Here is a 26,957-nt window from a genome sequence, read left to right as displayed (position 1 = left end):
CGCCCTCGCTCTGGGAAAGCAGCAGGGCCGCGACGGAAAGGTTCGGGCTGCCGGTCAGGGCCCACCGCTGCCCCTCGGAGGCCCACTCGACGAGCTTCCCGTGGCGGTACCGCTGGTCGTTGTCGCTGATGACGCGTCCGTCGTACTCCTTCACCAGGGCAGCGACCGACGGGCCGTCGAGATCGCTGAGTCCGGGCTGATAGGCGAGGTTGAACCGGCTCGGACGGAAGCGCTCAAGCAACTGCCGCAGTGCCATGGACCGCTGGTCGTAGAAGGGAGCGAACACGGCCAGTTCGTCGACGGGCCCGTGCGGCAGCTGATCGATGATGGGCGTACGCAGGCTGCTGACGACGCGGACCTGTGGCGCCGTCGGAGTCCTGTCGCCGTGGAGCCTGTCCAGCAGCGCTGCGACCCGACCCAGCGCCTGTGGCACACCGGCGGAGAACCTCACCTTTTCCGGCAGGCCGCGCAGCCATGCCGCCACCTCCGGGACTGCGGTGGGACTCTGCTCGCCGTCCACCCGCAGAAGCGTCCACAGCTCGGCGTTGGCCTGCCAGCCGGCCAGCGTGGTGTTGCCGGAGCCGAGGGCGATGGTGGCGTGCTCCGGTCCGGCGAGGACCATCAGCTTGGGGTGGAACGCGGCACCGTGTGCGTATGCCAGACCGGCGAGGTAGCTGCGGCCGGCCCGCCGGACGGAGCGGGGATCGTTCCGGGCCATGGAGACATCTCCCACCACCGTGACGCGTGCGCCGGTGGCCTGGGTGACGCCGAGGGCTACCTCCTCGAAGAATCCGAGATCGGCGGTGAAGCTGAGGAAGAGTGCTTCCTCCAGCCTCTGTCCGCCCGTGCGCTCCTCGTCGAGGATGAGGGACAGCGGAGAAGCGAACGCGATGGCCGGCTCCACCACTCCCGGTGCCGGTGCGGTCTCAGTCAACGAGAGCCCTCCCGCTAGCGGTCACCGACCAGTGCGGGTCGTGGTAATGCAGTACACCGCAGGTGGCCAGGACGGTCCCGAGCTGGTCCAGCCGCAGGCCGACGTCGCCGCGCCCCTCCTGGCTCGTCCGGTACAGCAGCCCGCCCCGCTCGTGCAGCCGGGTCGGTAACCACAGCGTGCCGTCGGCGCGTCGGCGGGCCTTGGCCAGCGCGATCCGCTGCGACCGCGCCACTAGGTCGTAGGTGAGTCGGCGGGCGACATCGCGCAGTTTCATGGGCCGGGCTTCGTCAAGCCGCCGCTGGACCCATTCCGGGCCGAGCTCTACACCGCGCTGGCCGAGAAACGCGTCCCGGACCCGGCCGGTGAGCTCGTCCACACGACGGGCACTGGTGGCGAGCACCCGCAGCTCGGTGAAGGGCAAGGGATCACTCTCCCTACGCAGGCGCTGCTCGGCTGGCAACGGCGCACCGGTCGTGCTCTGCGTCGCGGGAAGTGAGGACAGGAACGCGTCCACCGTCATGTCGGGCAGCTCCGCGGCGAAGCGGTCGGCCACTTCCTCGATCGGTAGCAGCCCGTCGACCTGCTCCACGAGCCAGGACCACAGGCGGCGCCACGCTCCGACGGAGTAGTTCCGCAGCACCACTCCGCGCCAGGCACCAGCCGCGTCGATGCCGCGGGTCACGGCATCAGTGGTCAGGAAATCGCCGAAGGCGAGCACATGACCGATGTCGCGGGTGAAATGTCGGACGGGATGTGTGGCGACCACACGAGCCAGAAGCTGAATCGTCTGTCGTCGTGTTGCCGAGCGGGGGCCTGCTTCGTCCGGCGCGCCGGGCTCGCACATCAGGTTCGCCAGCCACGCCCCGTCAGGGTGCTCGCCGCCCACGCACACGCATAGCCGGTCGCCGAAAGAGGCAAGATCATCCACCTTCAGCGTGTCTTCGGCGGCCAGCTCGAGCAGCCCGCCCAGTCCGGCTTGTAGTGCCGCCGTGTCGAGCCGCGGTCCAGGAACCGGCATGGGGCCTGTGTCGAGAACGCCGAGCGCGACCTCGGATCCGGCGTACGGTCCCCAGAACCCCCACGAGTTGCCTACGTACCCGTCCTTGCCCGGAACCTCGGCCTCGGACATGGTGATCGTCCCGGCGTGCAGCCGCCGGGCCAGGGCATCGACCCCATGAGCACGCGGCAGCCACTCCAGAGCCTGCGGATGATGCGCGAACGACACGGCAGCCAACGCCACTTCCGAGCGACGCAGCAAAGTCTGGGCGGCCGGGACCGTCAGGTCTTCCGCGTTGGCCTGCGCCGCGATCAGCCCGTGCAGTGCGTAGTAACGCGCGTGCGGAGTCACCGCGGTCACCCCGGGCACCAGGTGATCGACCATGCGCATTACATGCCGCTCCACCGAGAGCGGATAACGGCCCGCGGCGACGTCCAGGCCAGGTCGGCTCCAGCCCGGTCCGCCCACGAGCTCCGATGCCTGTCCCTTCTCGCTGACGGTGACCATGCGCTCAACCATCGGAGCGAGAGGAGCCGAACGCCGTCGGCCTGGGGGTGTGCCGCGCAGCGAGCACTTTGCGGCAAGACGGTCTGCTCGCCCATGTGGGCGAGGCGGCTGCTGAGGAACGGAGCTGCCTCACTCCGGCTACGCCACGGCTGCGCTCAGCCATTTCCCGCTGCCACCCCCTCAACGCTGTTCAGTCGGGAAACCGATCCGTCATTCTGGCGTATCTCAACGGGGGGCAATGGTACTTCGGGTGCGAATCGCCCAGCCCGATGGAAGGGCGCGATGAGGCTGTGACGCTTTAGCCGTGGATGGTGGTTCCGCGCGAAGAGTCCTGATCGTCATCGACTCTCGGCTGCGGGAGCGCCTGGCGGTGCGAGGGAGCCGAGCAGATTTGATAACCATCGTTATCAAAGGAAGGTGCTCTCCTGCCCCCTGGGTCCGCGTATCGTCTTGTGGCGACGGACGAGAATCCGCTGCAAGCGGAGCCGTGCCGTGAGACAAGGCCCGGCCCAACGGCCGAAGCGGCTGATGCGACGATAGATGAGCAGGGGAGGGGTGCGCACCGTGGTCACTGACCTGCCGGACCCGGCGCTTCGCCCTCCAGCGTCACTGCCCCTTCTGGTGTCGATGTCCGATATCGCAACTTTCGCCCGGGTGAAGCGCCCTGTCGTGTCCACCTGGCGTCGGCGCCACCCGGACTTCCCCGCCGCCGTGTCCGAGAACTCGGGACGGCCGCTGTTCGACGGCGCCCAGGTGACCGACTGGCTGATCACCAGCGGCCTGGGCAACGCGGCCCCGACGGAGCTCCGATCCGAACTAGCCCTCTTCGGCATCGTCGCGCTGCGGGACCGCTTCACGCCTTGGCAGCTGGTCGAGACGCTCGGCAGCCTGCTGTGCCTGCGCCGGCTCGACGGCCGACCACTGGCCGACGACGGCGCGAACGCCTTCCCGCCCGACGCCGAAGCGGACGCGGCCCTCTGGTCCGCCCTGTTGAGCCGAGCCGAACGGATCGACGCCGAGGACGATTTCGTACTCCGCGAGCTGCGCTCCATCGATGCCACGGCGGTCCCGCTCGCCCGCCTCGCCGAGGAACTGATCGAGTCCGCCTACGACGAGCGCGGCGCGTACGAGTGGCTGCTCGCCGCCCGCTCCCGACTCGGACTGGACTCCCTCGCCGCCGACGCGGTCACCCCGGAGCTACGGAGCCTGCTCACACAGCTCACCGACCTCCGCATCCGCCTTGAGCAAGGCGAGTCCCTCACCCTCGCCGACCCACACTCCGGGGCTGGCGACCTGCTCGCCGCGCTCCTCGACGCCACGGAGGACCGCGACCGCGTCACTGTCCTCGCCGCCGACCCCGACGAGCGGCTCACCCGCATCACCCGCCGCCGCCTCCTGCTGGCGGGCGTCAGCGAACTCGACCTGGACGTGCAGACCGGCACCGATCTGGAGGAACGCTTCGCGGACCCGGACCTCGTCGTCACCCAGCTCCCGTACCGCCCCGGCGAGGACCGCTCGGTAGTCGCCGCCCTGACGGAGCTCGAACGCGTCGCCTATCTCCTCCGCCCCGGCTGCACGGCCCTCGTTCTCGGGCCGGCCGACGCGCTCGTCGACGAACTGAAGAGCACCGAGGCCGCCCAGCTCCGCTCCGCCCTCCTGCGCGAGAACATCGTCGAGTCGGTCATCGCGCTTCCCGGCGGGGTCCTGCCCTTCCGCCCCGGCTACCGTCCCGCGCTGTGGACGCTCACGCGCGGTCCCGTAGCGGCGGCGGAGGGCAAGGTCTTATTGGCCGACATCAGCTCGGAACAGCTCACGCCAGGCGTGCGCATGCTGCTCGCCGAGGACGTCCTCCTCTGGCGCGCGGAAGGGCTCCGAACGCTCGACGGCCACGACCCGCGCTACGGCCGTGTGGTCTCTGTCGCCGACCTGGACCGGGCCTTCGGCGGGCCGATGACCCCTCCCGCACCGCCCGCCTCCGCGATCTGGTCCGACAAGGTCACCGAACGCCCTGCCCTGATCGCTGAGGCGGAGGCCCGCCTGGAGCGTGCGACGGCGGACATCCGCGCGTACGAGGACGAGCGGGGTCCCTACCGAGGGGCCGTGCTGCGCAGGGTCGGTCGCCTGCCCAGGCGCGCGACCCTCGGCAAGCTGATCACCGAACGCAGGGTGACCCGGCTCCCCGGCCACCGCATCGACGAGAAGCACCTCACCCGGGATGGTCACCACACGGTCCTGGGCACTGAGGAGACCACCGGCGAAGGAACCGTGGGTGAGCGTCGCATCGACCGTCTGCTGCTGGCGACGGCGTATGAACGGGTAGCGCTCACCGAGCCCGGCGACGTCGTCTACACCCTCGTGCCCCGCCTCGGTGTGTACGTCGACCACGAGGGCTTCTCGGTCGTCGTGTTCCCGGCCCGCGTACTCCGCGTCAACGCCGACGCCGCCCGCCCGCTCACCCCCCGGGTCCTGGCAGCCCTGCTCGGCGCGGCCCGTGGCACCGCCCGCAGCCCCAGCGCGGTACGCCCCGCCCGCCGTATCGAGGACTACCAGCTCCCCGACCTCGACCCGGACGAGGTGCTGCGCTTCGACGCCCTCCTGACCGAGACAGAACGCCGGGAACGCCTGCTGCGCGCCCAGTCCGATGCCCTCGCCGAGGCTCGCCACCTGACGATCGCGGGCCTGGCCGACGGCACCCTCACGCTCGGCGAACCTCGAACCATCAATCGCACGTAACTCATCCATACCATCCACCGACGAGTCGGAAGAAGGAACGATGCCTCCCCGCAAGCGAGCCTCGGCAGCCGCCGGACAGGGCGAACTGCTCAGTGTCTCCAGCACCAAGGAGATCCAGGACATCCTGTGGAAAGCCGCGGACAAGCTCCGCGGCTCCATGGACGCTGCCCAGTACAAGGAGTTCGTGCTCGGCCTGGTCTTCCTGAAGTACGTCTCCGACGCCTTCGCAGAGCGCCGCGAGGAACTGGCCGCCGATCCCGAGTTGGCCCAGATCCCCGAGCACCGCCGGGCGGCCTTCCTTGAGGAGAAGGACGAGTACACGGAGAAGAACGTCTTCTGGGTGCCCCCGACCGCCCGCTGGGACCACATCTCCGAGAACGCGGCGAGCGCGGAGGGCGGCGTCGGCAAGCTCCTCGACGCCGCCATGGACGAGGTGATGAAGGCCAACAAGACCCTCACCGGTGTCCTCCCGAAGATCTTCAACCGCGACAACGTCGACCAGAAGCGCCTGAAGGAACTCGTCGACCTGATCAGCGACGCGCGTTTCACGGGGTATGGTGACCGTCCGGCACAGGACGTGCTGGGGGAGACGTACGAGTACTTCCTGGAGCGCTTCGCGCGGGCGGAGGGGAAGCGAGCCGGGGAGTTCTACACCCCGGAGAGCGTGGTCCGCCTGATCGTCGAGGTGCTGGAGCCGTACGGCGGGCGGGTCTACGACCCGGCATGCGGCTCGGGCGGCATGTTCGTGCAGAGCGGCAAGTTCGTGAAGAAGTGGAAGGGCCAGGACCACACCCACGACATTGCGATCTACGGCCAGGAGGCCAACGAGCGCACGTGGCGCCTGGCCAAGATGAACCTCGCCATCCACGGTATGGACCCGAAGGGCGTCGGCGACCGCTGGGCGGACACGTTCGCGGACGACAAGTTGCCTGATTTGAAGGCCGACTTCGTAATGGCCAACCCGCCCTTCAACATGTCCGACTGGGCGAGGAAGTCGGACGACAGGCGGTGGCGGTACGGCACTCCGCCCCAGTCGAACGCCAACTACGCTTGGCTCCAGCACATCGTGTCCAAGCTGGGGGACAGGGGCAGCGCGGGCGTAGTCTTGTCGAACGGCTCGATGTCGTCGAAGCAGTCGGGCGAGGGCGAGATCCGCGCGGCGATGGTCGAGGCGGACCTGGTCTCCTGCATGATCGCTCTGCCGGGCAACCTTTTCCGTACGACAGCGATCCCGGCGTGCCTGTGGTTCCTGACCAAGGACAAGTCCCCGCAGGGCGCGAAGGCATTGGAGGACCGGCGGAGCCGGGTGCTGTTCATCGACGCGCGCGCCATGGGCACGATGCTCGACCGCACGGAGCGGATCCTCACGGAGGAGGACTTGGAGAAGATCTCCGACACGTACCACGCGTGGCGGGGCACCAAGTCGGCTAGGGGTAAGGGCCTTTCATACGAAGACGTCCCAGGCTACTGCTACAGCGCGACGCTGGAGGAGATCGAGAAACACGACTATGTGCTGATGCCGGGGCGCTATGTGGGGGCGGCGGAGGTCGCGGAGGACCCGGACGCGGAGCCGGTGGGGGAGCGGATCGCTCGGCTGACCAAGGAGTTGTTCGAGCAGTTGGACGAGTCGGCTCGGTTGGATGCGGTGGTGCGGGAGCAGTTGGGGAGGATCGATGGCTGAAGTGATTGTCGCTGGTGTACCGACCGCTTGGGAGCATTCCACGCTTGAGGAGATTTGTGAGCGCGGCGGCGGCAATATCCAAACCGGTCCCTTCGGTAGTCAACTCCATGCTTCGGACTACGTTCCGATTGGAGTTCCCAGCGTGATGCCTCAAGATATCGGGGACAATGTAATCCGAGATGATTTCATTGCGCGCATCACAGTTGAGGACTCTCTGCGGCTTTCCCGCTATCTTCTCGCAGCTGGTGACATCGTTTACTCGCGTCGAGGTGACGTGGAGCGTCGAGCCCTGGTTCGCCCAGAACAGGAAGGCTGGCTTTGTGGAACTGGGTGCTTGCGGATCAGGCCAGGTAATGGAATTAACTCCGCCTATCTCTCGTATTACCTGGGGCACTCCAGTGTGCGGCAGTGGATTAAGCAACATGCAGTCGGCGCCACTATGCCGAACCTGAACACCAAGATTCTCGGCGCCGTCCCAGTTGTCGCACCCCCCTGGAGGGAGCAAGAGTCCATTGCAGCCGCACTTGGGGCGCTAGACGATAAGATCGCTGTCAATGAGCGCATTGCTATTACGTACGAGCAGTTGCTCAAGTTGCAGGTCGAGCGTATGGGGCTCGAGGTCGACCCTGATCCTGCAACCGCGGTGCCAGTGACCGAGTTCGTCCACTTCAACCCCAAGGTTCCGAAGCCGTCCTCGGAAGCCGTCTATGTGGACATGGCTGCTCTCTCTACGAACCGTGCGGGCATCAGTGCATGGGCGAGAAGGGAACCCAAGGGGGGAACGCGTTTCGTCAATGGGGATACGCTATTGGCCCGTATCACGCCGTGCTTGGAGAACGGTAAGACGGGGTACATCGACTTCATGGAAGACGGTGAAATCGGGGCGGGGTCTACGGAATTTATCGTGATGCGTTCAGCCCGGGGAGTCCCGCCTGAGTTCACCTACTTCCTGGCGCGCAGTAATAGGTTTCGTGAGCATGCCATTAGAAATATGGCTGGCTCATCAGGTCGTCAGCGTGTCGCTGCCGCGGACGCGGCAAACTTCTACATTGACTGCCCTGATGGCAAGTTGCTCGCTGAATTCGGGACCGTGGCATCGGATTCCTTTGCGCACATGCGGTCTCTTGACCGCGAGTCGCGCCTTCTGATCACCCTCCGCGACTCTCTGCTTCCCCAGTTGATGTCCGGCAAGCTCCGAGTCCGAGACGCCGAGAAGATCGTAGAGGACGCCGTATGACCACTGAAAGCGGCAGCGAACACACCCCCGCCCACCTCGACGCCAAAATGACCGAGTCCACCTGGGAGCACCTCGCCCTCGACGAACTCGGCGAACTCGCCTGGCAGACCAAGCCCGGCAAAGACCTGGCCCCCGGCACCGGCCACCGCCGTGACTGGGATGACCTCATCCTGCACGATGAACTCCAGGCAGCCATCGAGAAGCTGAACCCGGAACTGACCTCCACCGCCGTCCACGAAGCCCTCGGTATCGCCGCCGACCCCGCCTCCCGCGAGGCATACCCGGAGAACAAGCAGGCCCACGAGTACCTGACCACCGGCATTCGCCTCACCTACACCGACGAGTTCGGCGCCGAGCAGACCCCGACCGTCCGCCTCGTCGACTTCGCAGACCCCGACGCGAATAGCTACCTCGCCGTCAACCAGGTCACGGTCAGGGACACCGACGGCAGCCATCGCCGCTTCGACATCGTCCTGTACGTCAACGGCCTCCCCCTGGCCGTCGTCGAGTTGAAGAGCGCCTCCGACGAGAACGCGACGCTCAAGTCGGCGCACGCGCAACTCCAGACGTATGTCTCGGAGTTTCCGGTCGCGTTTCGCTACAACGTCCTCTGCCTGGTCTCGGACGGCATAACCGCCAAGTACGGCACAGCATTCACGCCGTACGAGCACTTCGCGCCTTGGAACGTCGACCACGAGGGCGAACGGGTCGACACCAACGAACTCGGCTACGACGGTCTCGACGCGCTGAATCTAGCTCTCCACGGCCTGTTCACGCAGGACCAGTTCCTCTCCCTAACCCGCAACTTCGTCAACTTCCCCCCGCCCAAGCCGGGCGAGCCTCTCTCCGGCAAGCGCATCGCGAAGCCGCACCAGTATTTCGCGGTAAAGAATGCGGTGGACGCCGTCGTCGAGGCGTCGCGAACTAACGGCCAGGCCGGCGTCGTCTGGCACACGCAGGGCGCGGGCAAGTCGGAGGAGATGGTGGAGACGGCGGCCTTAGTAGCCCGCCACCCGGCCCTCAACAACCCCACCATCGTCGTCATCACCGACCGCAACGACCTCGACGACCAGCTCTATGACACCTTCCTCGACAGCGAGACCCTGCTCGGGCAGAAGGCCCACCAGATCGACACACGCGAGGAGCTGCGCACTGAGCTGAAGCGGCGCAACGTCGGTGGGATCGTCTTCACCACCCTCCAGAAGTTCGGCCTGAGCAAGGAGGAGAAGGATGCCGGCAAGTCGCACCCGCTCCTCTCCGAGCGCCGCAACATCCTGGTGATCGTCGACGAGGCCCACCGCTCGCACTACGACAGCCTCGATGGCTACGCCCGTCACCTGCGCGACGCCCTGCCGTACGCCACCCTGCTCGCCTTCACCGGTACGCCGATCTCGAAGGCCGAGGCCGACACCCGCGCCGTCTTCGGTGAATACATCGATATCTACGACCTGAAGCGCGCCGTCGACGACGGGGCCACGGTCCGCGTGTTCCACGAACCGCGTGTCATAGAACTCGACCTGTTCGAGGGCGTCGACCCAGACAATCTCGACGAGCAGGCCAACACGCTCACCGAGGGCATGGACGATGCCGAGCGCCGTCGGGCCATCCAGTACGCGACGACGATGAACACCGTGTACGGCGCGCCCGACCGCATAGCGAAGCTCGCCGACGACCTGATCGCCCACTGGGAGCAGCGCCGCGAGCTGGTCAAGCCCGACATCGGCGGCCCCGGTAAGGCGATGGTCGTGTGCGCGACCCGCGAGATCTGCGTACGGGTCTTTGACGCGTTGGCCGAACGGCGACCCTGCTGGGTCGGTGACGAGGTCGACAAGGGTGTCATGAAGATCGTTTTTCATGGTGACCGCTCCGACCTCGAGCGCCTGCGCAAGCACTCGCTACGCAAGTCCCAGCAGAAGGTCGTTCAGAAGCGTGCCAAGGACCCCGACGACGAGCTGGAACTGCTCATCGTGCACTCGATGCTGCTCACCGGCTACGACGCTCCGCCCATCCACACCCTGTACATGGATCGCCCCATGCAGGGTGCCAATCTGATGCAGGCGCTCGCCCGCGTCAACCGCCGTTTCCGCGGCAAGCAGGATGGCCTGCTCGTCGGCTACGCCCCTCTCACCGACAACCTCGCCAAGGCCCTGCGCGAGTACTCGGACCAGGACCGCGAGGACCAGACCCTCGGCGCGGACATCGAACGGGCCGTCACTGAGGTCAAGAACGAGCTGACCACCATCAAGGGGCTGCTGGCCGGGAGCCGCTGGAAGGAGTGGCTCGCCGACACCGGCCGCCCCGACACCCGCAAGCGCGCGCTGCGCCTGACCGCCGACTTCCTGCGCGACCCGAAGAACCCGGGCAACAAGGTCGAGCCCCCCGCCAAGCCGCTCTCCGTCCGCTTCAAGGACAGCGCCGCCCGGCTGGACCGTTTCTACCGGGTCTGCGCGATGAGCAAGGAGATCGCCGAGCGCTGCGAGAACTTGGACGACTGGCGTCGTGACATCTCCTTCTTCAGCGAGGTCCGGGCCTGGATGATCAAGCTCGACGCCGCCCAGCGCGAGGCGAGCGGGGAGCCACTCAGCGCCGAGGTCCAGCGTTACCTGCAAGCCCTCGCGGCCTCGGTCGTCGACGCCGACGAGATCACCGACCTGTACGCGGAGGCCGGGATCGGCCGGCTGGACATCACCCGCCTCAACGAGGCCCAGCTGCGCAAGCTGGAGAACTCCGAGACCCCGCACCTGGTCACCGAGGCACTGCGCCGCATGATCCAGCAGAAGATGAGCGAGGTGACCAAGCACAACGTCGTCCGCAACGAGAGCTTCTCCGAGCGACTCGACGACCTGATGAAGCGGTACATGCTCCAGCAGCTCACCAGCGCCCAGGTCATCGCCGAACTCGCCGCCCTGGCACGGGAGGTGTCGGCGGAGGCACGCCGCGGCGAGCAGTTCGATCCGCCGCTCACCCACGCGGAGCTGGCCTTCTACGACGCGGTCGCCCACCGCGACATGGCCGAGTTGATGGAGGGCGGCCAAGACACGCTCGCCCAAATCGCCCGGGCCCTGGTGAAGGACATCCGGAAGAACCTCTCAGTCGATTGGCTCGCCCGCGAGCCCGTCCGGGCCAAGCTGCGCACACGCATCCGCCGCGTGCTGGCGATGTTCGACTATCCACCGGAGGAGGAGCGCGAGGCGGTCGACCTGGTCCTCAAGCAGATGGAGATCGTGGCCGCCCTGTGGGCGCCCGGGGCGAAGGAGCGGTAGCACCGCAGAGGTACTGCGACGGAGGCGGGCTTTCCTGGGGCGGGTGACGACTACGCCAGCCTCAGGACCACGCGGACGCACTCTTCTACGTGCCGCATCTCGCTCGGAGCCATCAGCCCGAGACGCCGCTGAAGCCTCGGTTTGTCGACGATGTGCAGGCCGGTGCAGTTCACGTACGACTCGTTGTACGTGGTCACTCCGCAGTCCGGACCGATCGGGACGTGGATGGAGACGGGGCCCGGTGCCCCCGTGATCACGGCGACGGTGATCGCCGACAGTGGTTCCACCGCGGAGGCGGGTGTCCTCACGGACGTACGGAGCGAACGGCCCAGCCCTCGTCATCCTCAGGGCAACTCAGGCCGTGGGCTCCTGGTGGCCGCCTTGACCGTGCGCTGGGGTTCGGCGTCGCGTCATCCACTATGCAAAACAGTGTGGGCCGAGATGCCCATCACCCCGCCAACTGCCGTCGCTAGGCAGTGTCGATTGTGATAACCCAGGTTATCGCCGAGAACATAGATTGAGTAACTTCTCCGCCTCTAACGTCCGTTCCGTCACCCCGGGCTCGCGCAAAGCCGGAGGCTCACCCCTCTCGCTCACCGCACGGGCCCGGCCGGTGCCCCATTGGACATCGGCCATCGGAACGGACCACGTAGGGCGGAGAGCACCATGACGGAACACCCCGCACAGAGCGACTCGAACGCAACGAACGATCAGGGCCGGGGTGGCTCCTCGACGCTCTCCCGGCTGGCCGCCCGCCTCGAAAGCTCGGAGCTCGCCGAGGCGCCCCGGGAACTCCTGCGCGAGGCACTGGGCGCCACGGGGGCGGAGCCCGGCGCCCCCGCCGTTCCGCACCCGGACCAGGGAGTGTTCCTCGACTCCATCAGCGTCAGCGGCTTTCGCGGCATCGGCCGCAAGGCGCGTCTGCCGCTGACCGCGAAGCCCGGCGTCACCCTCGTCGTGGGGCGCAATGGCTCGGGGAAGTCCAGCTTTGCTGAGGGCGTCGAGACGGCGCTCACGGGCCGGACCGCCCGCCTGGACAAGCAGCGGGGCGAGGTGTGGCGCCGGCACTGGCGCAACCTGCACGACGGGACCGACCCGAAGGTCGAGGTCCGCCTCGCCATCGCGGGCGACCCCCGGCTGTCCACCCTGACCTGCACCTGGCCCAGCGACGATGTCACCGCCCCCGCAGTCGAGTTCAGGCGGCCGGGCCACGGCCGGCGGCCCTTCGCCGACATCGGCTGGGAGCGGGCCCTGAACGACTACAGCCCCTTCCTGTCGTACGCGGATCTCGACAAGGTCCTCAACGGCAGGCCCAGCGAGCAGTACGACTCGGTCGCCGCCATCCTCGGGCTCGGCGAGCTGGCCGACGCGGACGAGCGGCTCCAGGGCACTGAGAAGGCGCTCGCCTCCGCGCTGAAGCAGGTCGAGGCGGAACGGCCCGCACTCGTAGAGGCGTTGTCCGCGCTGGACGACCCTCGGGCGGACCGCGCGCTCGTGGTCGTCGGCGGGGCGGGCGACCCCGACCTTGTCGAGCTCGGTGCCCTCGTGACCGCACTGCCCGACGCGGACGAGGGCCGTCTCCGGGAACTGCGCGCGACCGCTGCGCTGACCGGACCCGACCTCGGCGCGGTCGGCGCGTCCGTGGACCGGCTGCGCGAGGCCATCGCCGTACTCGACGACGTACGCGCCTCGGGAGCCGAGGACGCCCACCAGCGCGCGGAACTGCTGGCCAAGGCCCTGGAGCACAGTCTTCGGCACGAGGACGAGGACACCTGCCCGGTGTGCGGATCCGACCGACCGCTCGACGAGGAGTGGGCCGACCGGGCCACCGAACAGGTGGCGACCCTGCGGCTGGAGGCCGCGACCGCGTGGGAGGCCCGCACCGGGCTGCGGGACGCGGTGGACGCCGTCCGTCATCTCGTCACACCGGTCCCTGCGCGGCTGCCCGCCCCGCTCGTCGACCCGTGGGAGGAGTGGCAGGCGTGCCGGGCGATCGACGACGCTGAGCGGCTCGCCGCCAGCGCAGAGGCCGCTGCGCTCGTCCTCGCCGACGCCTGCGCCGCGCTGCGGGAAGAGGCCCTGCGGGAGCTGGAGAAGCTCGACGAGGAGTGGCGCGCCTGTGTCACCCGCCTCGCGGGCTGGCTCGACCGGGCCCGGCCCGCGTACGCCGGCAGGTCGCGGCTGCGCCAGGTGAGGGCGGCTCGTAAGTGGCTCAAGGATGCGTGTGCCGAGCTGCGCGAGGAGCGGTTGAGGCCGTTCGAGGACTACTCGCAGCGGATCTGGGAGGAGCTGCGCCAGCAGAGCAACGTGGACCTGCGTTCCGTACGCCTGACCGGCAGCGAGAAGGCCACCGTGCGCAAGCTGGTGATGGAGGTGTCCGTCGATGGCACTCAGGCGGCGGCCCTCGGTGTCATGAGCCAGGGCGAACTGCACTCCCTCGCTCTCTCGCTCTTCCTGCCGCGCGCCGCCGCGCCGGACAGTCCCTTCGGGTTCGTCGTCATCGACGACCCCGTGCAGTCCATGGATCCCGCCAAGGTGCACGGCCTCGCGAAGGTCCTGCACGACCTCGGAGAGACCCGGCAGGTCGTGGTCTTCACCCACGACACGCGGCTGCAGCGGGCCTTCACCAACCAGGACTTCCCGGTAACCGTACTGGAGGTGGAGAGGGAGGGCCGGTCCGCGGTGATCGTGCGGCGGGTGACCGATCCGGTCGGCCAGGCCCTGGCCGACGCACGCGCCCTGGTCCGCACGCCGAACCTCTCGCCGGTCGCGATGACCCATGTACTGCCCAGCCTCTGCCGCACCGTCCTGGAACGCGCCTTCTCCGAGGCCGCGTGGCTGCGGCTGCACCGGGCGGGGCTGGCCGAGCACGAGGCAGAGAAGACCGTCGCGGGTGCCGTCACGCTGATGGACATCGCCGCCCTGGGGCTCTTCGGAGACCCGTCGAAGAGGGCGGGTGCGGTCTACCGCGAAGTGCGCAGGCGGTGCGGCCCCGGGGTGGTGGACCTCATTCGGCAGTGCCAGGAGGGTGCCCACCCGTCCGGCACCTCGATGCCGGATCCCCACCGGTTCGTGGACGACATCAAGGCGGTCGCCCTGACGGTACGCAAGCCCGAGGAGGGGCCGTGAACGCGACGATCCGCCAACTGCTCGACACCGCCGACCTGCTCCTCGCGCACACCGGCGAGCCCGCCACGCCCGTACCCGCCGCGTCCATCGCCACCACGGCGAGCCGGTGCCGAGGCGCCGCCTTCGCCCTGCGTGCCGCACTGGAGAGCGCGGTCGCTGACCGTCTCGCCGCTCACCGCGCGCCGCGCGCGATCCGGGAGGGCACCCAGCGGGCTGCGTTCCTTTGGCTCCGCGGGTGTGCCGAAGCCGCAACGGCCCGCCGGGCGAAGGCCGTGTGGAGCCAGCTCTGCTTGGGGTGCCACTACCACCAGTACGAGATCGGTCCCACGGAGGACCAGGTGCGCGCGTGGCGTACCGAAGTAGCGGCGATCGTCGTCCTGTTGGCCCACTGATCAGCATTCGGCCCACGTCCCCCGGTTCCGCCGAGCTAAGAGGTGGGCACTGGCCGGCAGCGCCAGGAGGGGCGTTGCCATAAGGAGACACACGTGAGAACGACACCACGGGGGCGGTTAGCGCCACCGTCCACAAAGAGCGGAGCGAGGAGCGGCACCATGACGGCCCGTACGTCCAAGCGAACCCTGTACCGGCTCAGGGGCGTGTCTCCCACTGCCGACGCGATGTTCGACGCCCTGGACGCGGACCAGTTGGAGAGGGTCCACGCGGATTTCGACATCCCTGAGAACCTCGGTGTACCGGCCGTCCTGATCACCGGCAGCTTCGAGCAGCCCGTCGCCAGCTGGTGCGACGAGATCTTCCGTACGACGGGTATCGAGGTGTCACGACCGGTCAACCGCTCGGCCGCGCTGCTGATGCTCGCCGTCGACGGCGAGGTGTACGCCATTGGCTACGACCAGGGCTTTCGCCTAGTGCCCGACCGGCTGAAGGACCATCGCTTCGGGCTGAGCTTCGCGTCCCGCCGGGTGGACCCTGGAAGGATCCGGGACCTGGTGTCGCACACCCCGGGCGGAGGGCGCACCGACATCACCCTGATCCCGAGCGGGACCTCGGTGTGGAGCCTGGGCATCGTGGAGCACACCCAGATCGTGCGTCGCCTCGGCGGTCACCTGGACGACATCCCGCTCACCATCTCCCGGGACAATCCGGCGAAGATCTCCAGCGCCGAGGGCGGTGTCGGCCTGCGCATACGGCTCGGTGTGGAGGGCGCCGACCTGATTGCCGATATCCGCGCGATCGCCCGCGTGCTGCGCGAGGAGAAGCCGAGCCCGGAGCTGGAGTTCGTCGAGCACGTCGTGCCTGCCGACGATCCCAGCCTTGTTACCCGCCTGGAGGCCGTCCTTGACGACCTTCTGGGGCACGAGTCCGACGGGAAGATCAGAGTCGCCGTTCCCATGGACCATTGGGACGACTACATGGCCGCCCAGGCGTTCAGGGCCAGGATCAACAGCGGCGCGGCCGGTCGGTCGACCGACGACTTCGACCTCGAGTACGTCCTCTGCCGGGCGCGCATCCAGCGTGCGGGCAGTCGCGTGGCCGCGCTCCGGGAAGGAACCGTCACGCTCTACCGGCACAGCCGCGCCGACCGGGCCGACGAGATCTGGAAGTCCAGCACGTTCCGGTGGATCGAGGCGGAAGTATTCCTCGACTCTCGCCGGTTCTTCCTGATGGACGAGCACTGGTACGAGATCGATCAGGAGTATCTGAAGGCGATTCGCTCGCACGCCGAGCGGTTGATTGCCGACACCCCGTCCGTCGACCTGCCCCCGTGGGTCCTGGGGGAGAAGGAGCGCACTTACAACGCGTCCGTGCCGGACCAGCGGCCCGGGTACGTGTGCTTCGACCGCGACAACGTTCAGACCGCGTTGCATCGCGGGAACGGTGTGGAGATCTGCGATCTGCTGAGCCCGGACAACGTGCTGGTCATGGTGAAGCGTGCCAAGGGCTCCGACGCGCTGAGCCATCTCTTCAGCCAGGCGCTCGTAGCCGTACAGACGCTGCGGAACTCCCCAGAGGGAAGGGAACGGTTCGCTGAGAAGGTGGCCGCGGCCCGGAAGGGGTGCGGCCTACCGAAGGACTTCCGGCCTTCCAAAGTCGTCTTCGCGATCCTGCTGAAGGACGGCACCGACCTCAATGCCGACACCCTGTTCCCATTCTCACAGGTCACCCTGGTACAGACGGCCAGGGTGCTTGAAGCGTGGGGTGTGCAGGTCGAGGTCGTCGGCATCGCCTCCATTCCTCCGGCCACTACTTCGACTGGGTTCCGGTGGTCGGCGGCGTAGCCGCCATGCACCGCAACGTCGTACGTCGACGTTGCCAGCGAGCCGTTCCGGACCTTGTGGAGGCGGCTGCGGTAACAGACCAGGGCCACCGCGAGACCAGGTGTTTACACCAGTGCCCCTCGGACCGCGTCGACCAGCGAAGCCGCACGCACATCGTCGGAACCTCCGATGATGTTGTTCATGACGTAACCGAAGGCGAGGCCACGTTCCGGGTCGGCGAAGCCGAGGGAGCCGCCTCTACCGGTATGGCCGAAGGCGGTCGACGCCGTCATGGGGTTGGCCTGGGTGGGCAGCATGAATCCAGAGCTGAACCGGCTCGGGATCAGCATTACCTGGTCCTTCCCGCTGGCCTGCTCCTTGGCCGCCGACGCCAGGGTGTCCGCGGTGAGCAGGCGCACGCCGTCCACCTCGCCGATCAGCGCGGCGTACATGCGCGCCAGTGCGCGAGCGGTGCCGATGCCGTTGGAGGCCGGAAGCTCCGCGGCCTGTACCTCCGGTGAGGTGAAGTCGATCTCGGCTGGGTCGGTGACCGCGTATGCCCTGTTGCTGAATGAGTTCGGGTCGCGCCAGGCCGCGACCCGTTCGCGGAGTTCCGCGGGAAGGGACTCGGCGGGCACGGTGGTGAGGTCGACGTCCGGCCGCTGGTAGACCATGCGGCTGACCCAGTCGCGTTCATCCGAGGGCAAGCCGATGAAGAAGTCCAGGCCGAGTGGGGCGGCGATCTCGTCGGCGAAGAAGCGGCCGGGCGAGCGGCTGGATACTCGGCGGATCACCTCGCCGACCAGCCAGCCCCAGGTCCGCCCGTGGTACCCGTGCGCCGTTCCGGGAGTCCACAGGGGGCGCTGGGCGGCCAGTGCCGCCGCCATCGGATGCCAGGCCAATGCCTCCTTCAGCGGTACCGGTTGATCCAGCGCGACCAAGCCGGCCTGGTGGGAGAGGAGCCAGCGCACCGGGATGTCCGCCTTGCCGTTCGCGGCGAACTCCGGCCAGTACTTCGCCACCGGCGCGTCCAGGTCCAGCTCGCCGCGTTCGGCCAGCATGTGCGTCGCGGTCGCGGTGGCTCCCTTGGTCGCCGAGTAGACCAGCTGCAACGTCTCCCGTGTCCACGGACGACCGGTTTCGGGGTCGGCCACGCCAGCCCAGAGGTCCACCACAGGTTGGCCGTGCTGGTACACGCACACTGCCGCGCCGATGTCCCTGTGCCGGGCGAAGTTCGCCTTGAACGCCTCACGCACCGATTCGAATCCGGGTGCCACCTCACCGTGGATCGTCGTCATGCCGTTCATCCTGGCAGCTTGAGCGGGCTCTCCGGCGGGGCGGGCTCGACCCCGGTGTCCAGGGCGGCGCCTGTCAGACTGCGACGGGCAGCGACTGAAGGCGGTCGCGGAACTCGCGGGCAGAGGCGACGGACTGTGATCGAGGTGCCGCCAGAGCTGTTCGCACACCTGACGAAAGACGGACACGCGACCGGCGAGATCAAGAGCTTCAGCGCCCCGATCATGCTCGTCACCGAGCACGGCACATGCATCGTGCAGGGCCTGGAAATGAACGATCCTGAGGCCCTGAGCCAGATGCGGATGCCCGATTATGAGACCTGCATCGAGGTCCCCAAGTCCTCGATCACGGCCTTACTGGAGGAGAACAGTGGACCTGATCACCCCAGCCCAGCGTGACGAGCTGTTCAACAGCTTCGAGCGCGATGCCTTCCACCTGGAGCTGAGGGACGACTACGGGTCTCCCGTCGAAGACACGCCCTATGCGCGGTGGCAGAGGGGTGAGCCCGACGACTACGCGTGGCTCGACCCTTGGATGACGCTCATGAAGCGGGTCACGGGCGATGGGAAGTCCGTCCCGCGCGTGCGCGTCGTCATCGAGCCTCACTCCCAGTACGTCGGCTGGGAGCACTCCCTGACCCACCTCAACCTGGAAGCAGGCGAGGACATCCGATGGCTTCCGCGGCACCATCTGCCGGAGGACATCACCTTCCCGGTCAGTGGCAACGACTGGTGGCTGTACGACGATCGCCTGCTCGCCATCGGCCACTTCGACCCGGAGGGTCGAGTGCTGGGGTCGGAAATCATCGAAGACCCCGACACCGTGGCCGAGTGCGTCCGTGTGCGGGACCTTCTCTGGACCGCCGCCACCCCACACACCGAGTACAAGCCCTGACCCACCAGTGAGCAATCAAGCACAAGAAGCACGTCAGGCGCTGGGCGCCCGGCTTCGCGGTTTTCGCAAGGACGCGGGATTCGCGAGTGGCGGGGCGCTTGCCCGTGCGCTCGACTGGCAGGAATCGAAGGTCTCACGACCGAAAACGGGAAGCAGAACGCCAGCGAGGACGGTTGCGGGATGGCGTGGGTCTTGTGCGCCATTCCACTCTCAAGTGGGAACACGAGGGCACAAGGCCAACGCCTACTCCACCTATGAGGCCCGCAGAACCACCGACAGAACGTCTAGCTTGCGTGGCTCAGCGGACAGCAATATCGCGTGAAGCTCGTCGCGACGCGCATCGCGCGATCTTGATGGGGTAGAACTGATGCTTCGGGCTGATGCGGGCGCGGTTGCGAGGAGCTGGTACGTGTGGGGATGCCGCCTGGCCTCAAGGTGATAGCTGACGGGATGATCAAGGCGTCCATGGGGATGGTCACGATCGTGATGCCGGGAGCCCGGGACACCACGATAGCGCTCTACCACGAACTGGACCGGCAGCACGGCATGGCCGGGGATGACGAGGCAGGCCGCTCCTTCGCCAAGGTCTACAAGTCGGCGGCGTCCACCACCCTCGACAACATGGGATTCAGCGCCTACGTAATGGGTGAGACCGGCAAGGGGCTGATGCGCAACGCGCGCGAATTCATGGCCAACGAGAGTCATATCGCTTCACAGCTTCTCGGAAAGCAAGTGGACCTGACTACCGGGATGGGCGATCCCGGCGAAGACTGCACCGAGAACTTCCTCGGGCTCGGACAGGAACTCCCTGAGGTCGTGGGCGACACGGCCTGGTATGACCAGTACGCCCCTGGCGGCGGGAGCGACCGCTTCCGCGGCTCTCCTGAAAAACTGCGAGATGTGGCCGGGTCCTGGCGTCAGGCGGGGAAGCTGATGCTGCGGTTCCTCGAAGATGCCCAAGCCTACGCGCACACCGCAGACCATGCTCATTCTGGCGAAGCGGCTGACTCCTTCCGACGCTACTTCCGAGGGTTCGTCGGCTTCTCCGCTCCTCCGGAGCGAGCTCAACAGGACGAGACTTTGGTCGCCAATTTGGCGGCTGCATGCACTCAGCTCGCCAAGGCTTGTGACCGCTACGCCAGCCACGTGGAGGCCGCGAAGGAGAAGATCGCTCTCGATGACATGGACCCGTTCCACGTCGAAATGCCCTGGGATCAGCCCATGTTCGGCGGAAACGGCAATGACGGTGGCCTCCTCAACGCTGTCCTCGAAGACTCCTACATCCATGGCCTCGGAGACGTCGCCCACGCAATCGATGCATCGGAAAGCCGTGTCAAACTGCCCGGCGGATCCGACTCCCCGCCGGGCCTGCCCGGGCTGCCCCTACTTCCGGTACCCCGGCCGGTGCCCGTGCCCCTCGTCCTGGCGTCCTACCACGGACAGGCTCCAGCGATCGTGCCGATGGCTGGCGTCGATCCGGGCATCCCCAGTCGAGATCCGGTTCCACCGGAGCCCGGGAGCACCCGCACCCTCAGTCCCGGAGAACAGCAGCAGTTCCGCACCTGGCTCAACACACTGAACACTGGCGGGTTCGCGGGAGGCGGAGGACCCAGTAATCCGGACAATGCCTATCAACTGCGCGTGTCTGGCTATCCCGAACGCGAGGTCCCTCTGCCTGGTCGACCCAAGGGGCTCATGGTTGACGGGATACGCCCGTCCGATGGCTATCTGGTCGAGGCTAAACACGTACAGGACCCCGACTGCAAGAAGCGAAGTTTCCGATCTCTCGAACGCGTCAATGACACACTCGCCAAGCCCGTCAAGGTCGACAACCAAGGCAGGCCGAAATTCGACCCCCTCATTGACGGCATGTATCGCGGCGATGAAGCCGAACTGCGCCGATACAAGAGCGCCATGGCCAACCCGGCGAACTCAGAAATTCGGGGCCTTGAGATCGCGACGAACGGAAAGGATAATGTCGCTTACTGGCAGTCCATGATGGCAATGAACGATGTCAAAGGTTCCGCACGCTACGTGCCTTGAAGTAGAGGAAACAAGTGTCAGAAAAGCACAACATCCGGTCCAACTTTGTCTTCGCTCCACCAGAAGACAATGAGTCGGCATGGCGGAGCAGCCTTGATACGTTTGAGGAAGCATTGGCGCGGGCGTTTCCCGGAGCCATCGCAGAGACACAGACCTCCGCTCTGCGGGGCGACAGCGTACTGGACTTCGACGTCGAGATCACCCCTGATGTCTGGGTGAGCGGCACCGCAGCCATGCCATCTCCCGACTACGCCAGCATCAGCCTCATCGACGTCACCGCCAACGAAGCAGCCGTATTCGCCCAGTGGCTCCGCGACACCTATCTACCCTCACGGAAATGCGTGCGGTTCCTGAGCAGTTTCGTCATGGAGAACGGAGACGAAACCCCGTGGCAGCTGCCCTCCAGCGGGGACGCGGAGGCTCTCGCAGAGACGATGCGGCGGCATATCGCAACGGTGCAGGCTGAGTAGTCGAACAAGTGGCAATGACCAATAGCGACTGGGCGTATGAACTGGCGGGCGAGCTCCTGCGCGACAGCCTTCCGCGCAGATGGCGCACACGCAGGGCGTGGCCGCTTGTGCCCGGATGCTCGCACCCCTGGTCGGCACCAATACCGAGGTTCTGGAGTCCGCCGCGGTGTTGCACGACATCGGCTATGCGCCTCCGCTCGTCAACACCGGATTCCATCCCTTGGACGGAGCCCGGTACCTCCGGGATACGCACGTGGCGGACGAGCGGGTCGTCCGGCTGGTGGCGAACCACACGTACGCGCTGTTGGAGGCCGAGGAGCGCGGTCTTCGGGACGAGCTGGCGGACGAATTCCCGCTCCTGGATGATGAGCTGCTCGTGGACGCGCTCATCTACTGCGATATGACCACGACGCCGGACGGTCGGCGGACGACGTCGGAAGAGCGGTTGAGCGAGATCTTGGGTCGCTACGGCGAGGACAGCGTGGTGGGGCGTTTCATTCGCCGGGCCACGCCGCACATCCACGCGAGTGTGGATCGGGTGCGGGCGGCTGCGGCCGAGGCCGGCGTGGTGCTGTGAAGGTGAGCGGTCACCCGAGGTAGGGGTACGTGCCAGCCAGGTAGTGGCCGATCTGCTCGTGCATGCTCGGGTGGATGTCGAGGGTGTGCAGGTCGTCCGGGTGAACCCACCGCACGCCGTCGGCTTCATTGTTGATCGTGGGCTCGCCGCTGACTGGGCGGCCGATGTACACGACCTCGAACTGCTGCCGGATCTCGCCGTCGGTGTACGCGACGATGTGCGCGGGGTTCGAGTAGACGCCCAGGAAGCCGGTGACCTCCGCGACGATTCCGGTCTCTTCCTGGCACTCGCGGACAGCACACTGGGCCGGGCTCTCACCGATGTCCTGGGCGCCGCCGGGCAGAGCCCACTGGCCGGTGTCGCGGCGTCGCTGGAGGGGGATGGCGCCTTGGCCGTCGACCACGAGCATGTTGCTGGCGGGGATGAGGGTGTTGGCCTTGGGGGCCATGGGGTCGTGGTAGTACTCGGTCCTGCCCACGGTGGTTGCTACTCCTAATGGTCGGGCGTCCAAAGGCGCGCGGTCGTCCACACGGCCTCGAAGCTGTCGCCGTACCGCTGGAACCACTCCCCGCCATCTGTCTGGCGGAGCTGGAGAATCGGGTTGGCGCTGGCCGGCTGGCCCCAGATGTGGGGGTTGACCATGAGGTGGTCGTCGTATCGGAAGATCGAGTTGTACAGCGTGGTGTCGTGAAGGCACACCTCACAGCCCGGGTAGCCCACGAGGTCACGGTAGTACGTGAGGGATGCCCTGATCTTGGCCGCGAGCGTGTCTCCGATGCCCTCCTCACGGCCTCGGATGCCGACCGCTTCCCCGGTCGGATCGCCGAAGCACAGCCGAACGCGAACGCCTGCCTGCGCTCGCTCCTGGAGCATCCGTGCGATGTGCGGGTTTGTCTGTGCGAAGAAGGTACCCGAGAAGACGAGCACGTCGATCTGCTTCATCGCTCCGAGGAGGAGGGACAGCCACAGGTCGCGAGGGACGCTGGCTCGGTTGGGGTGAGTGTCGACGAGTTCCGTGCGGTCTGAGCCCAGCCGCTGGGCCCCCTTCTCGTTCTCCGGCCAGAGGTATGCCTCGTCGACGCTCAGCAGGTTGGCCACCGTCCAGCGGTGCCGCCGGTGGGGCACTCGGCCACTGACCCACCGGCTGGCGGTCTTGGGGTCCACGGAGCAGGCGCTGGCCATTTCCTCAACTGTCAGGCCCCGTTGGACGAGCGCGGAACGCAGTCGCTCATTCACTCCGCAAAGCCAACCTGAGTGCGGTGGCGAACCGCAAGTGTGTTGGGCGGGAGGCACGTGGTTGTGGCTGGAAGTGTGCGTGTGCCTACCCTGGCCCCGTGCCGCTGATCGTGCTGTGGGATATCGACCACACCCTCATCGAGAACTCCGGCGTCAGCAAGGAGATCTATGCTGCCGCCTTCGAGCGCGCGGCGGGCCGTGCCGCGGCCCACCCGGCTCGCACCGAAGGCCGGACCGACCGGCTGATCCTTGGTGGGATGTTCCGGGATCACGGGCTGGAGCCCCCGGTATGGGAGCGGATCCTTCCAGCATTGGAGGCCGCCGGAGCCGCGCGGGAAGCGGACCTTACCCGTCGCGGCCGTGATCTGCCAGGTGCCCGAGAGGCCCTCACAGCCGTGGCTGCGGAGCCCGGCATGATCTCCTCAGTCCTGACCGGCAACATCCAGGCAAACGCCCGGGTCAAACTCAGGGCCTTCGGACTGGATGGGCTGCTCGACATGGAATCCGGGGCCTACGGAGCGGACGCGGCGGATCGGACCGACCTGGTCGACGTCGCTCGGAAGCGGGTCCATACGGCTCATGGCATTCCGTTGGACGCACCCACCGTCCTCATTGGGGACACCCCGCGTGACGTCGAAGCTGCTCTGCACTCCGGCGCGCACATCGTCGCGGTGGCCTCCGGCGTACACAGCGAGGATGAACTGCGTCAAGCAGGAGCCGACATGGTGCTCGCCGACCTCACCGACGTCGCCGCCCTGATGCACCACCTACGGTCGCTGGAACACGCCGTCCGCTGAAAACGTCCCGGGACGTCCGCCAAAAATCCCTGCGCGTGGTTCGTCGTCCTGGCGCACAACGGCAGTCTCTTGCGTGCCGTCGGCGGAGTTGCCCCCGCGCTCCGTCGACGCGCCATCCCACTCCGACCTCATGGATGGAGCACGCGCGTGACAGCACTACTCGGTGGACAGGTGGGCGCGACGTCCTCGCTCGCGGAAGTGGAACGACTCGCGCAGCAGTACCGAGTGCCGGTCGAAGACGCCCTGCGCATCGCCGTCAATCTCCATGGAATCAACGGGGAAACCCCGCGCCACCGGGCGCGTCTTCAGGTTCGGCTGGACAGCGCGCGGTCGGTGCCCTGGCAGCTCATCGTCCCGCTGAACGCCACGGAATCGCCGTTCCGGTTGGTGGAGGACGGGCAGTTGCTGCTGGGGGAAGCCCCGGTCGGCACCGTGGAGCGCGTCGATGCCGACGAGGCAGTCGGTGGCTACTTCCGCGACAACGGCACGGCCCTGACGCTCAACCCGAACGCGCGCAGCCGCTGTGTCGGGTGTGCCTTCTGCCCCAACACACTGGAGGCGGCAGCAGACCCGCGACTGTCGGAGGAACGGGACCTCCGGGAACTCCTGGCCGTACTGGGAGAGCAGCACCCGAAGCGGGACCTTACGGAAGTCCGTGAGGTCACCGTCTCAACGGGGTGCTTTGAGCGGGAACCCGCCGCCGTCGACCACCTGCGTGCTTTGCGCTCGGTGCTTGTCGAGTACGGCGTGGAAGCCCGCCTCGGCTTCCTCACTTCGGTGCTGCGCTCTCAGCAGGCGTTCGAGGAGCTTGCCGACGTCGGGCCCTTCGTGCTCCGGCTCACCGCGGAGTGCTTCACCCGTCGTGATCTCCTGCTGAAGGCCAGCAAGGCGGTTCTGACGTCCACCTGGATGCCCGAGGTACTGCGGCGAGCGGTGGCCGCAGGCCACGGCAGTTCGTTCACGTACATCGTGGGACTGGACGACTTCGACGCCCTGCGCAACGGTGTCGAAGCCCTCGCCCCCTACGTGACCGAGTTTCCCAACTTCCAGGTCTACCAGGCCCACAACCGCATCATGGCCGGCCTCCGCGCCTCCGGGGCGCAGGAGCTGGAGTACTACTTGCACGCCCGCACGGAGATAGAGCAGATCTTGAAACCGACGGGGCTGCGTCCGGCGGCGTGGGAGTGCTACCGCCCGCTGTGGTACTTCACCTTCGCCGGCGAGACCCTGGTCGGCGCGTGATGGTGGACGACGCGTCTCTGGCCGACGCCCTGTGGAGGGCCATCTGCTACGCCACGGTGTGCCAACTCCATCTGCGGGACAACATCATGCTCCAGCAGCCGCTGGCCGCAGCTCACGTGAAGGAACACCCTTCGGGGCACTGGGGAACCGTTCCCGGCACCGCCTGGGCACTGTCCCACATCGCCCTTGCCGCTGGGACCCTCGAACGGGACGTGGACCTGGTGCCGCTGCTCGGAGCCGGTCCGCATGGGTGGGCCCTCCCTGCTCGGAGGGTTGGACGACAGCGAACTCCATGTGTACTTCGCCGGTCTGGGGTGGGGAACCAAGGTTGTTCGGGTCAGTACTGGATCACTTGACGAGCACGCCGACTTCCATGCCGCGCTCTGGGACGCGATGGAATCCGTCCTCGAAGACAGGCCCACAGCGGTCGTCCTGCGGTGCCTCAAGGGGTGGACTGGCCCCTCCGCCCTCGGAGACCAGACTCTCCTCGGCACGCAGGCTCTGCACAAGACACCGCTCACCGACCCGCGTACTGATCCCGAGCACCTGTCGCTCCTCGCTGACTGGCTCGCTTCTTACCAGCCCTCCCAGCTCTTTGACGAGGAGGGACGCGGGCAAGGTCCCCTCGCGGAAGCCGTCATGCAGGTCCGCTGGTGCTCCCTTCCTCCGGCGCCTTCCACGCGGCAGGGCGTCTCCGCTGGCCCAAACGAGGACCGCGGTGTCTCTTTCACGAGCGCGGTCAGCCAGGTCGTACGAGAGCACGCCGCGCGAGGCGACGTCCTGCTGGTCAGCCCAGACGAACTGGATTCCAACCGCCTCGGCGAGCTCGCCGGTGAGCGGTGGGTTCACGAGCTGTTGGCGGAGGAGGTACTTCTGGAACGGCTCGCCGGCTGGACCGCCAGCGGTCGTCGTGGGCTGCTCGTGTCGTACGAGAGCTTCGCCCCTTTGCTCGCCAGCGGCTTGGTGGGACACATCAAGCAACGGCGCCTCGACGGCGCACGGGGCCTGCCCAGCCTCAATCTGCTGCTGACTTCCTATGGCTGGAACAACGTCTACACACACGGTGACCCGTCCCTCGCCACTGCCCTGCTCGGCTTGGCGGCCCCCGGCGTGCGCGTGCTGACGCCTGCCGACCCGGCACGAACCGCAGTGGCCCTCGACGAGGCGCTCGACTCGGTGGACCGCGTCAACTTGGTCATCGCCGGTAAGCACAGCCGCACCGCCCACCCGATGGAAACGCTCGCCGAGGAGCAGAGCCGTGGTCTCGCGGTGTGGCCGCACCTCAGCGACGAAGACGAGCCCGACCTGGTGATCGTGGCGGCCGGGGACATCCCCGCTGCCGTAGCCACGCAGGCCACCGAGCGGGTCCGAGAGCGCCACGGGTGCCGGGTCCGGGTCGTCAATCTGCATGACCTGACGGTGCTCGGGCCCCCGCATGTGTGGCCACGGGGGCTAGGCGATCGCGAGGTCGAGGACTATCTGGGGACCAACGCCGCTGTTCTTGTCCTCACTCTTGGCCACCCCGCCGCTGTCTGGGGCCTGCTGGCCGGGCGCCTCCGCCGTCCCACCGACGTCATTGGCTGGCAGGAGCCGGGCGGTCCCATGCCACAACGCGACCTTGCCCGCACGATGGGGATGGACGTGGCGGGCGTCGAGCGGGCCGCAGGCCGTCTCCTGGCCTGCCGTGAGGTGGTCCGATGAGCTC

General features: G+C 67.3%; 21 protein-coding genes and 1 pseudogene. 16 read left to right on the top strand and 6 right to left on the bottom strand.

Annotated features, from left to right (window positions below; translation table 11 throughout):
* A pseudogene (locus GWI24_RS02820) lies at positions 1–934 on the bottom strand (hypothetical protein); the annotation flags it as partial.
* Positions 927–2,438 carry a hypothetical protein gene (locus tag GWI24_RS02815; protein WP_210944292.1) on the bottom strand — a complete coding sequence of 504 codons (1,512 nt, stop codon included), beginning with the start codon at positions 2,436–2,438 and terminating at the stop codon, positions 927–929. The pseudogene GWI24_RS02820 and the gene GWI24_RS02815, both read right to left, overlap by 8 nt.
* Before the next feature lie 669 nt (positions 2,439–3,107).
* Here GWI24_RS02815 and GWI24_RS02810 point away from each other — a divergent pair.
* From GWI24_RS02810 to GWI24_RS02795, 4 genes are read left to right on the top strand one after another with little or no spacing between them, the layout of a single operon-like run.
* Positions 3,108–5,171, top strand: coding sequence for a hypothetical protein (locus GWI24_RS02810; protein WP_210944291.1), 2,064 nt, complete (start codon positions 3,108–3,110; stop codon positions 5,169–5,171).
* Positions 5,172–5,211: 40 nt separating this feature from the next.
* Positions 5,212–6,852, top strand: a complete 1,641-nt coding sequence (locus GWI24_RS02805) for a class I SAM-dependent DNA methyltransferase (protein WP_210944290.1) — start codon at positions 5,212–5,214, stop codon at positions 6,850–6,852.
* Positions 6,845–8,089: a restriction endonuclease subunit S gene (locus GWI24_RS02800; RefSeq protein ID WP_210944289.1), complete on the top strand. Its 1,245-nt coding sequence runs from the start codon at positions 6,845–6,847 to the stop codon at positions 8,087–8,089. Before GWI24_RS02805 ends, GWI24_RS02800 begins: the two co-directional genes overlap by 8 nt.
* Positions 8,086–11,352 (top strand): type I restriction endonuclease subunit R, encoded by a 3,267-nt coding sequence (locus GWI24_RS02795; protein ID WP_210944288.1) that lies wholly within the window; start codon positions 8,086–8,088, stop codon positions 11,350–11,352. Before GWI24_RS02800 ends, GWI24_RS02795 begins: the two co-directional genes overlap by 4 nt.
* A 50-nt stretch (positions 11,353–11,402) precedes the next feature.
* Here GWI24_RS02795 and GWI24_RS02790 read toward each other — a convergent pair whose 3' ends face one another.
* Entirely contained in the window at positions 11,403–11,660 is a 258-nt protein-coding gene (locus GWI24_RS02790) for a type II toxin-antitoxin system PemK/MazF family toxin (RefSeq protein WP_308343385.1), read from the bottom strand.
* A gap of 358 nt (positions 11,661–12,018) precedes the next feature.
* Here GWI24_RS02790 and GWI24_RS02785 point away from each other — a divergent pair, with 358 nt between their 5' ends.
* The 3 genes from GWI24_RS02785 to GWI24_RS02775 all read left to right on the top strand — a co-directional run bounded on the left by GWI24_RS02785 (position 12,019) and on the right by GWI24_RS02775 (position 16,718).
* Positions 12,019–14,481, top strand: coding sequence for an AAA family ATPase (locus GWI24_RS02785; protein WP_210944287.1), 2,463 nt, complete (start codon positions 12,019–12,021; stop codon positions 14,479–14,481).
* Complete coding sequence (locus tag GWI24_RS02780) at positions 14,478–14,873, top strand: hypothetical protein (RefSeq protein WP_210944286.1); 396 nt, start codon at positions 14,478–14,480, stop codon at positions 14,871–14,873. Before GWI24_RS02785 ends, GWI24_RS02780 begins: the two co-directional genes overlap by 4 nt.
* 159 nt (positions 14,874–15,032) lie before the next feature.
* On the top strand, positions 15,033–16,718 hold the full coding sequence (locus tag GWI24_RS02775) for a TIGR04141 family sporadically distributed protein (RefSeq protein WP_210944285.1): 1,686 nt from the start codon (positions 15,033–15,035) through the stop codon (positions 16,716–16,718).
* A gap of 104 nt (positions 16,719–16,822) precedes the next feature.
* On the opposite strand, the gene GWI24_RS02770 is transcribed toward GWI24_RS02775, so the two are convergent.
* Positions 16,823–17,995: a serine hydrolase domain-containing protein gene (locus GWI24_RS02770; protein WP_210944284.1), complete on the bottom strand. Its 1,173-nt coding sequence runs from the start codon at positions 17,993–17,995 to the stop codon at positions 16,823–16,825.
* Positions 17,996–18,130: 135 nt separating this feature from the next.
* Between GWI24_RS02770 and GWI24_RS02765 the strand changes: the two genes are divergently transcribed.
* The 5 genes from GWI24_RS02765 to GWI24_RS02745 all read left to right on the top strand — a co-directional run bounded on the left by GWI24_RS02765 (position 18,131) and on the right by GWI24_RS02745 (position 21,977).
* Positions 18,131–18,391, top strand: coding sequence for a hypothetical protein (locus tag GWI24_RS02765; RefSeq protein WP_247615777.1), 261 nt, complete (start codon positions 18,131–18,133; stop codon positions 18,389–18,391).
* Positions 18,363–18,887 (top strand): DUF6879 family protein, encoded by a 525-nt coding sequence (locus tag GWI24_RS02760; protein ID WP_210944283.1) that lies wholly within the window; start codon positions 18,363–18,365, stop codon positions 18,885–18,887. The genes GWI24_RS02765 and GWI24_RS02760 overlap by 29 nt, the downstream gene beginning before the upstream one ends.
* Positions 18,888–19,337: 450 nt before the next feature.
* Positions 19,338–20,930 carry a restriction endonuclease fold toxin-2 domain-containing protein gene (locus GWI24_RS02755; protein ID WP_247615776.1) on the top strand — a complete coding sequence of 531 codons (1,593 nt, stop codon included), beginning with the start codon at positions 19,338–19,340 and terminating at the stop codon, positions 20,928–20,930.
* Positions 20,931–20,944: 14 nt separating this feature from the next.
* Positions 20,945–21,400, top strand: coding sequence for a hypothetical protein (locus GWI24_RS02750; protein WP_210944282.1), 456 nt, complete (start codon positions 20,945–20,947; stop codon positions 21,398–21,400).
* A 79-nt stretch (positions 21,401–21,479) separates the two neighbouring features.
* Positions 21,480–21,977, top strand: coding sequence for an HD domain-containing protein (locus tag GWI24_RS02745; RefSeq protein ID WP_308343384.1), 498 nt, complete (start codon positions 21,480–21,482; stop codon positions 21,975–21,977).
* 10 nt (positions 21,978–21,987) lie between these two features.
* Here the strand turns inward: GWI24_RS02745 and GWI24_RS02740 are convergent, their stop codons facing one another.
* Entirely contained in the window at positions 21,988–22,455 is a 468-nt protein-coding gene (locus GWI24_RS02740; RefSeq protein WP_210944281.1) for an NUDIX hydrolase, read from the bottom strand.
* Between the two features lie 14 nt (positions 22,456–22,469).
* Positions 22,470–23,075 (bottom strand): XRE family transcriptional regulator, encoded by a 606-nt coding sequence (locus GWI24_RS02735; protein ID WP_374103261.1) that lies wholly within the window; start codon positions 23,073–23,075, stop codon positions 22,470–22,472.
* A gap of 236 nt (positions 23,076–23,311) precedes the next feature.
* Between GWI24_RS02735 and GWI24_RS02730 the strand changes: the two genes are divergently transcribed.
* The 4 genes from GWI24_RS02730 (at position 23,312) to GWI24_RS02720 (ending at position 26,953) form a co-directional block, all read left to right on the top strand.
* A complete protein-coding gene (locus tag GWI24_RS02730) occupies positions 23,312–24,010 on the top strand; it encodes a haloacid dehalogenase-like hydrolase (RefSeq protein WP_210944279.1) in 699 nt (232 codons plus the stop codon).
* A 147-nt stretch (positions 24,011–24,157) separates the two neighbouring features.
* Complete coding sequence (locus GWI24_RS02725) at positions 24,158–25,252, top strand: hypothetical protein (RefSeq protein WP_210944278.1); 1,095 nt, start codon at positions 24,158–24,160, stop codon at positions 25,250–25,252.
* The gene (locus GWI24_RS44785; protein WP_247615784.1) at positions 25,252–25,608 is read left to right on the top strand and encodes a hypothetical protein; all 357 of its coding nucleotides are present in this window, start codon (positions 25,252–25,254) and stop codon (positions 25,606–25,608) included. The genes GWI24_RS02725 and GWI24_RS44785 overlap by 1 nt, the downstream gene beginning before the upstream one ends.
* Positions 25,526–26,953, top strand: a complete 1,428-nt coding sequence (locus GWI24_RS02720) for a hypothetical protein (protein WP_247615774.1) — start codon at positions 25,526–25,528, stop codon at positions 26,951–26,953. Before GWI24_RS44785 ends, GWI24_RS02720 begins: the two co-directional genes overlap by 83 nt.
* Positions 26,954–26,957: the final 4 nt, after the last annotated feature.

The organism is Streptomyces sp. MK37H (assembly GCF_018035285.1).
In the GTDB taxonomy this organism is placed as follows: Bacteria; Actinomycetota; Actinomycetes; order Streptomycetales; family Streptomycetaceae; genus Streptomyces; species Streptomyces endocoffeicus.
Note: the sequence above shows the minus strand (reverse complement) of the source record. Positions and strands in the feature narration are given on the sequence as shown.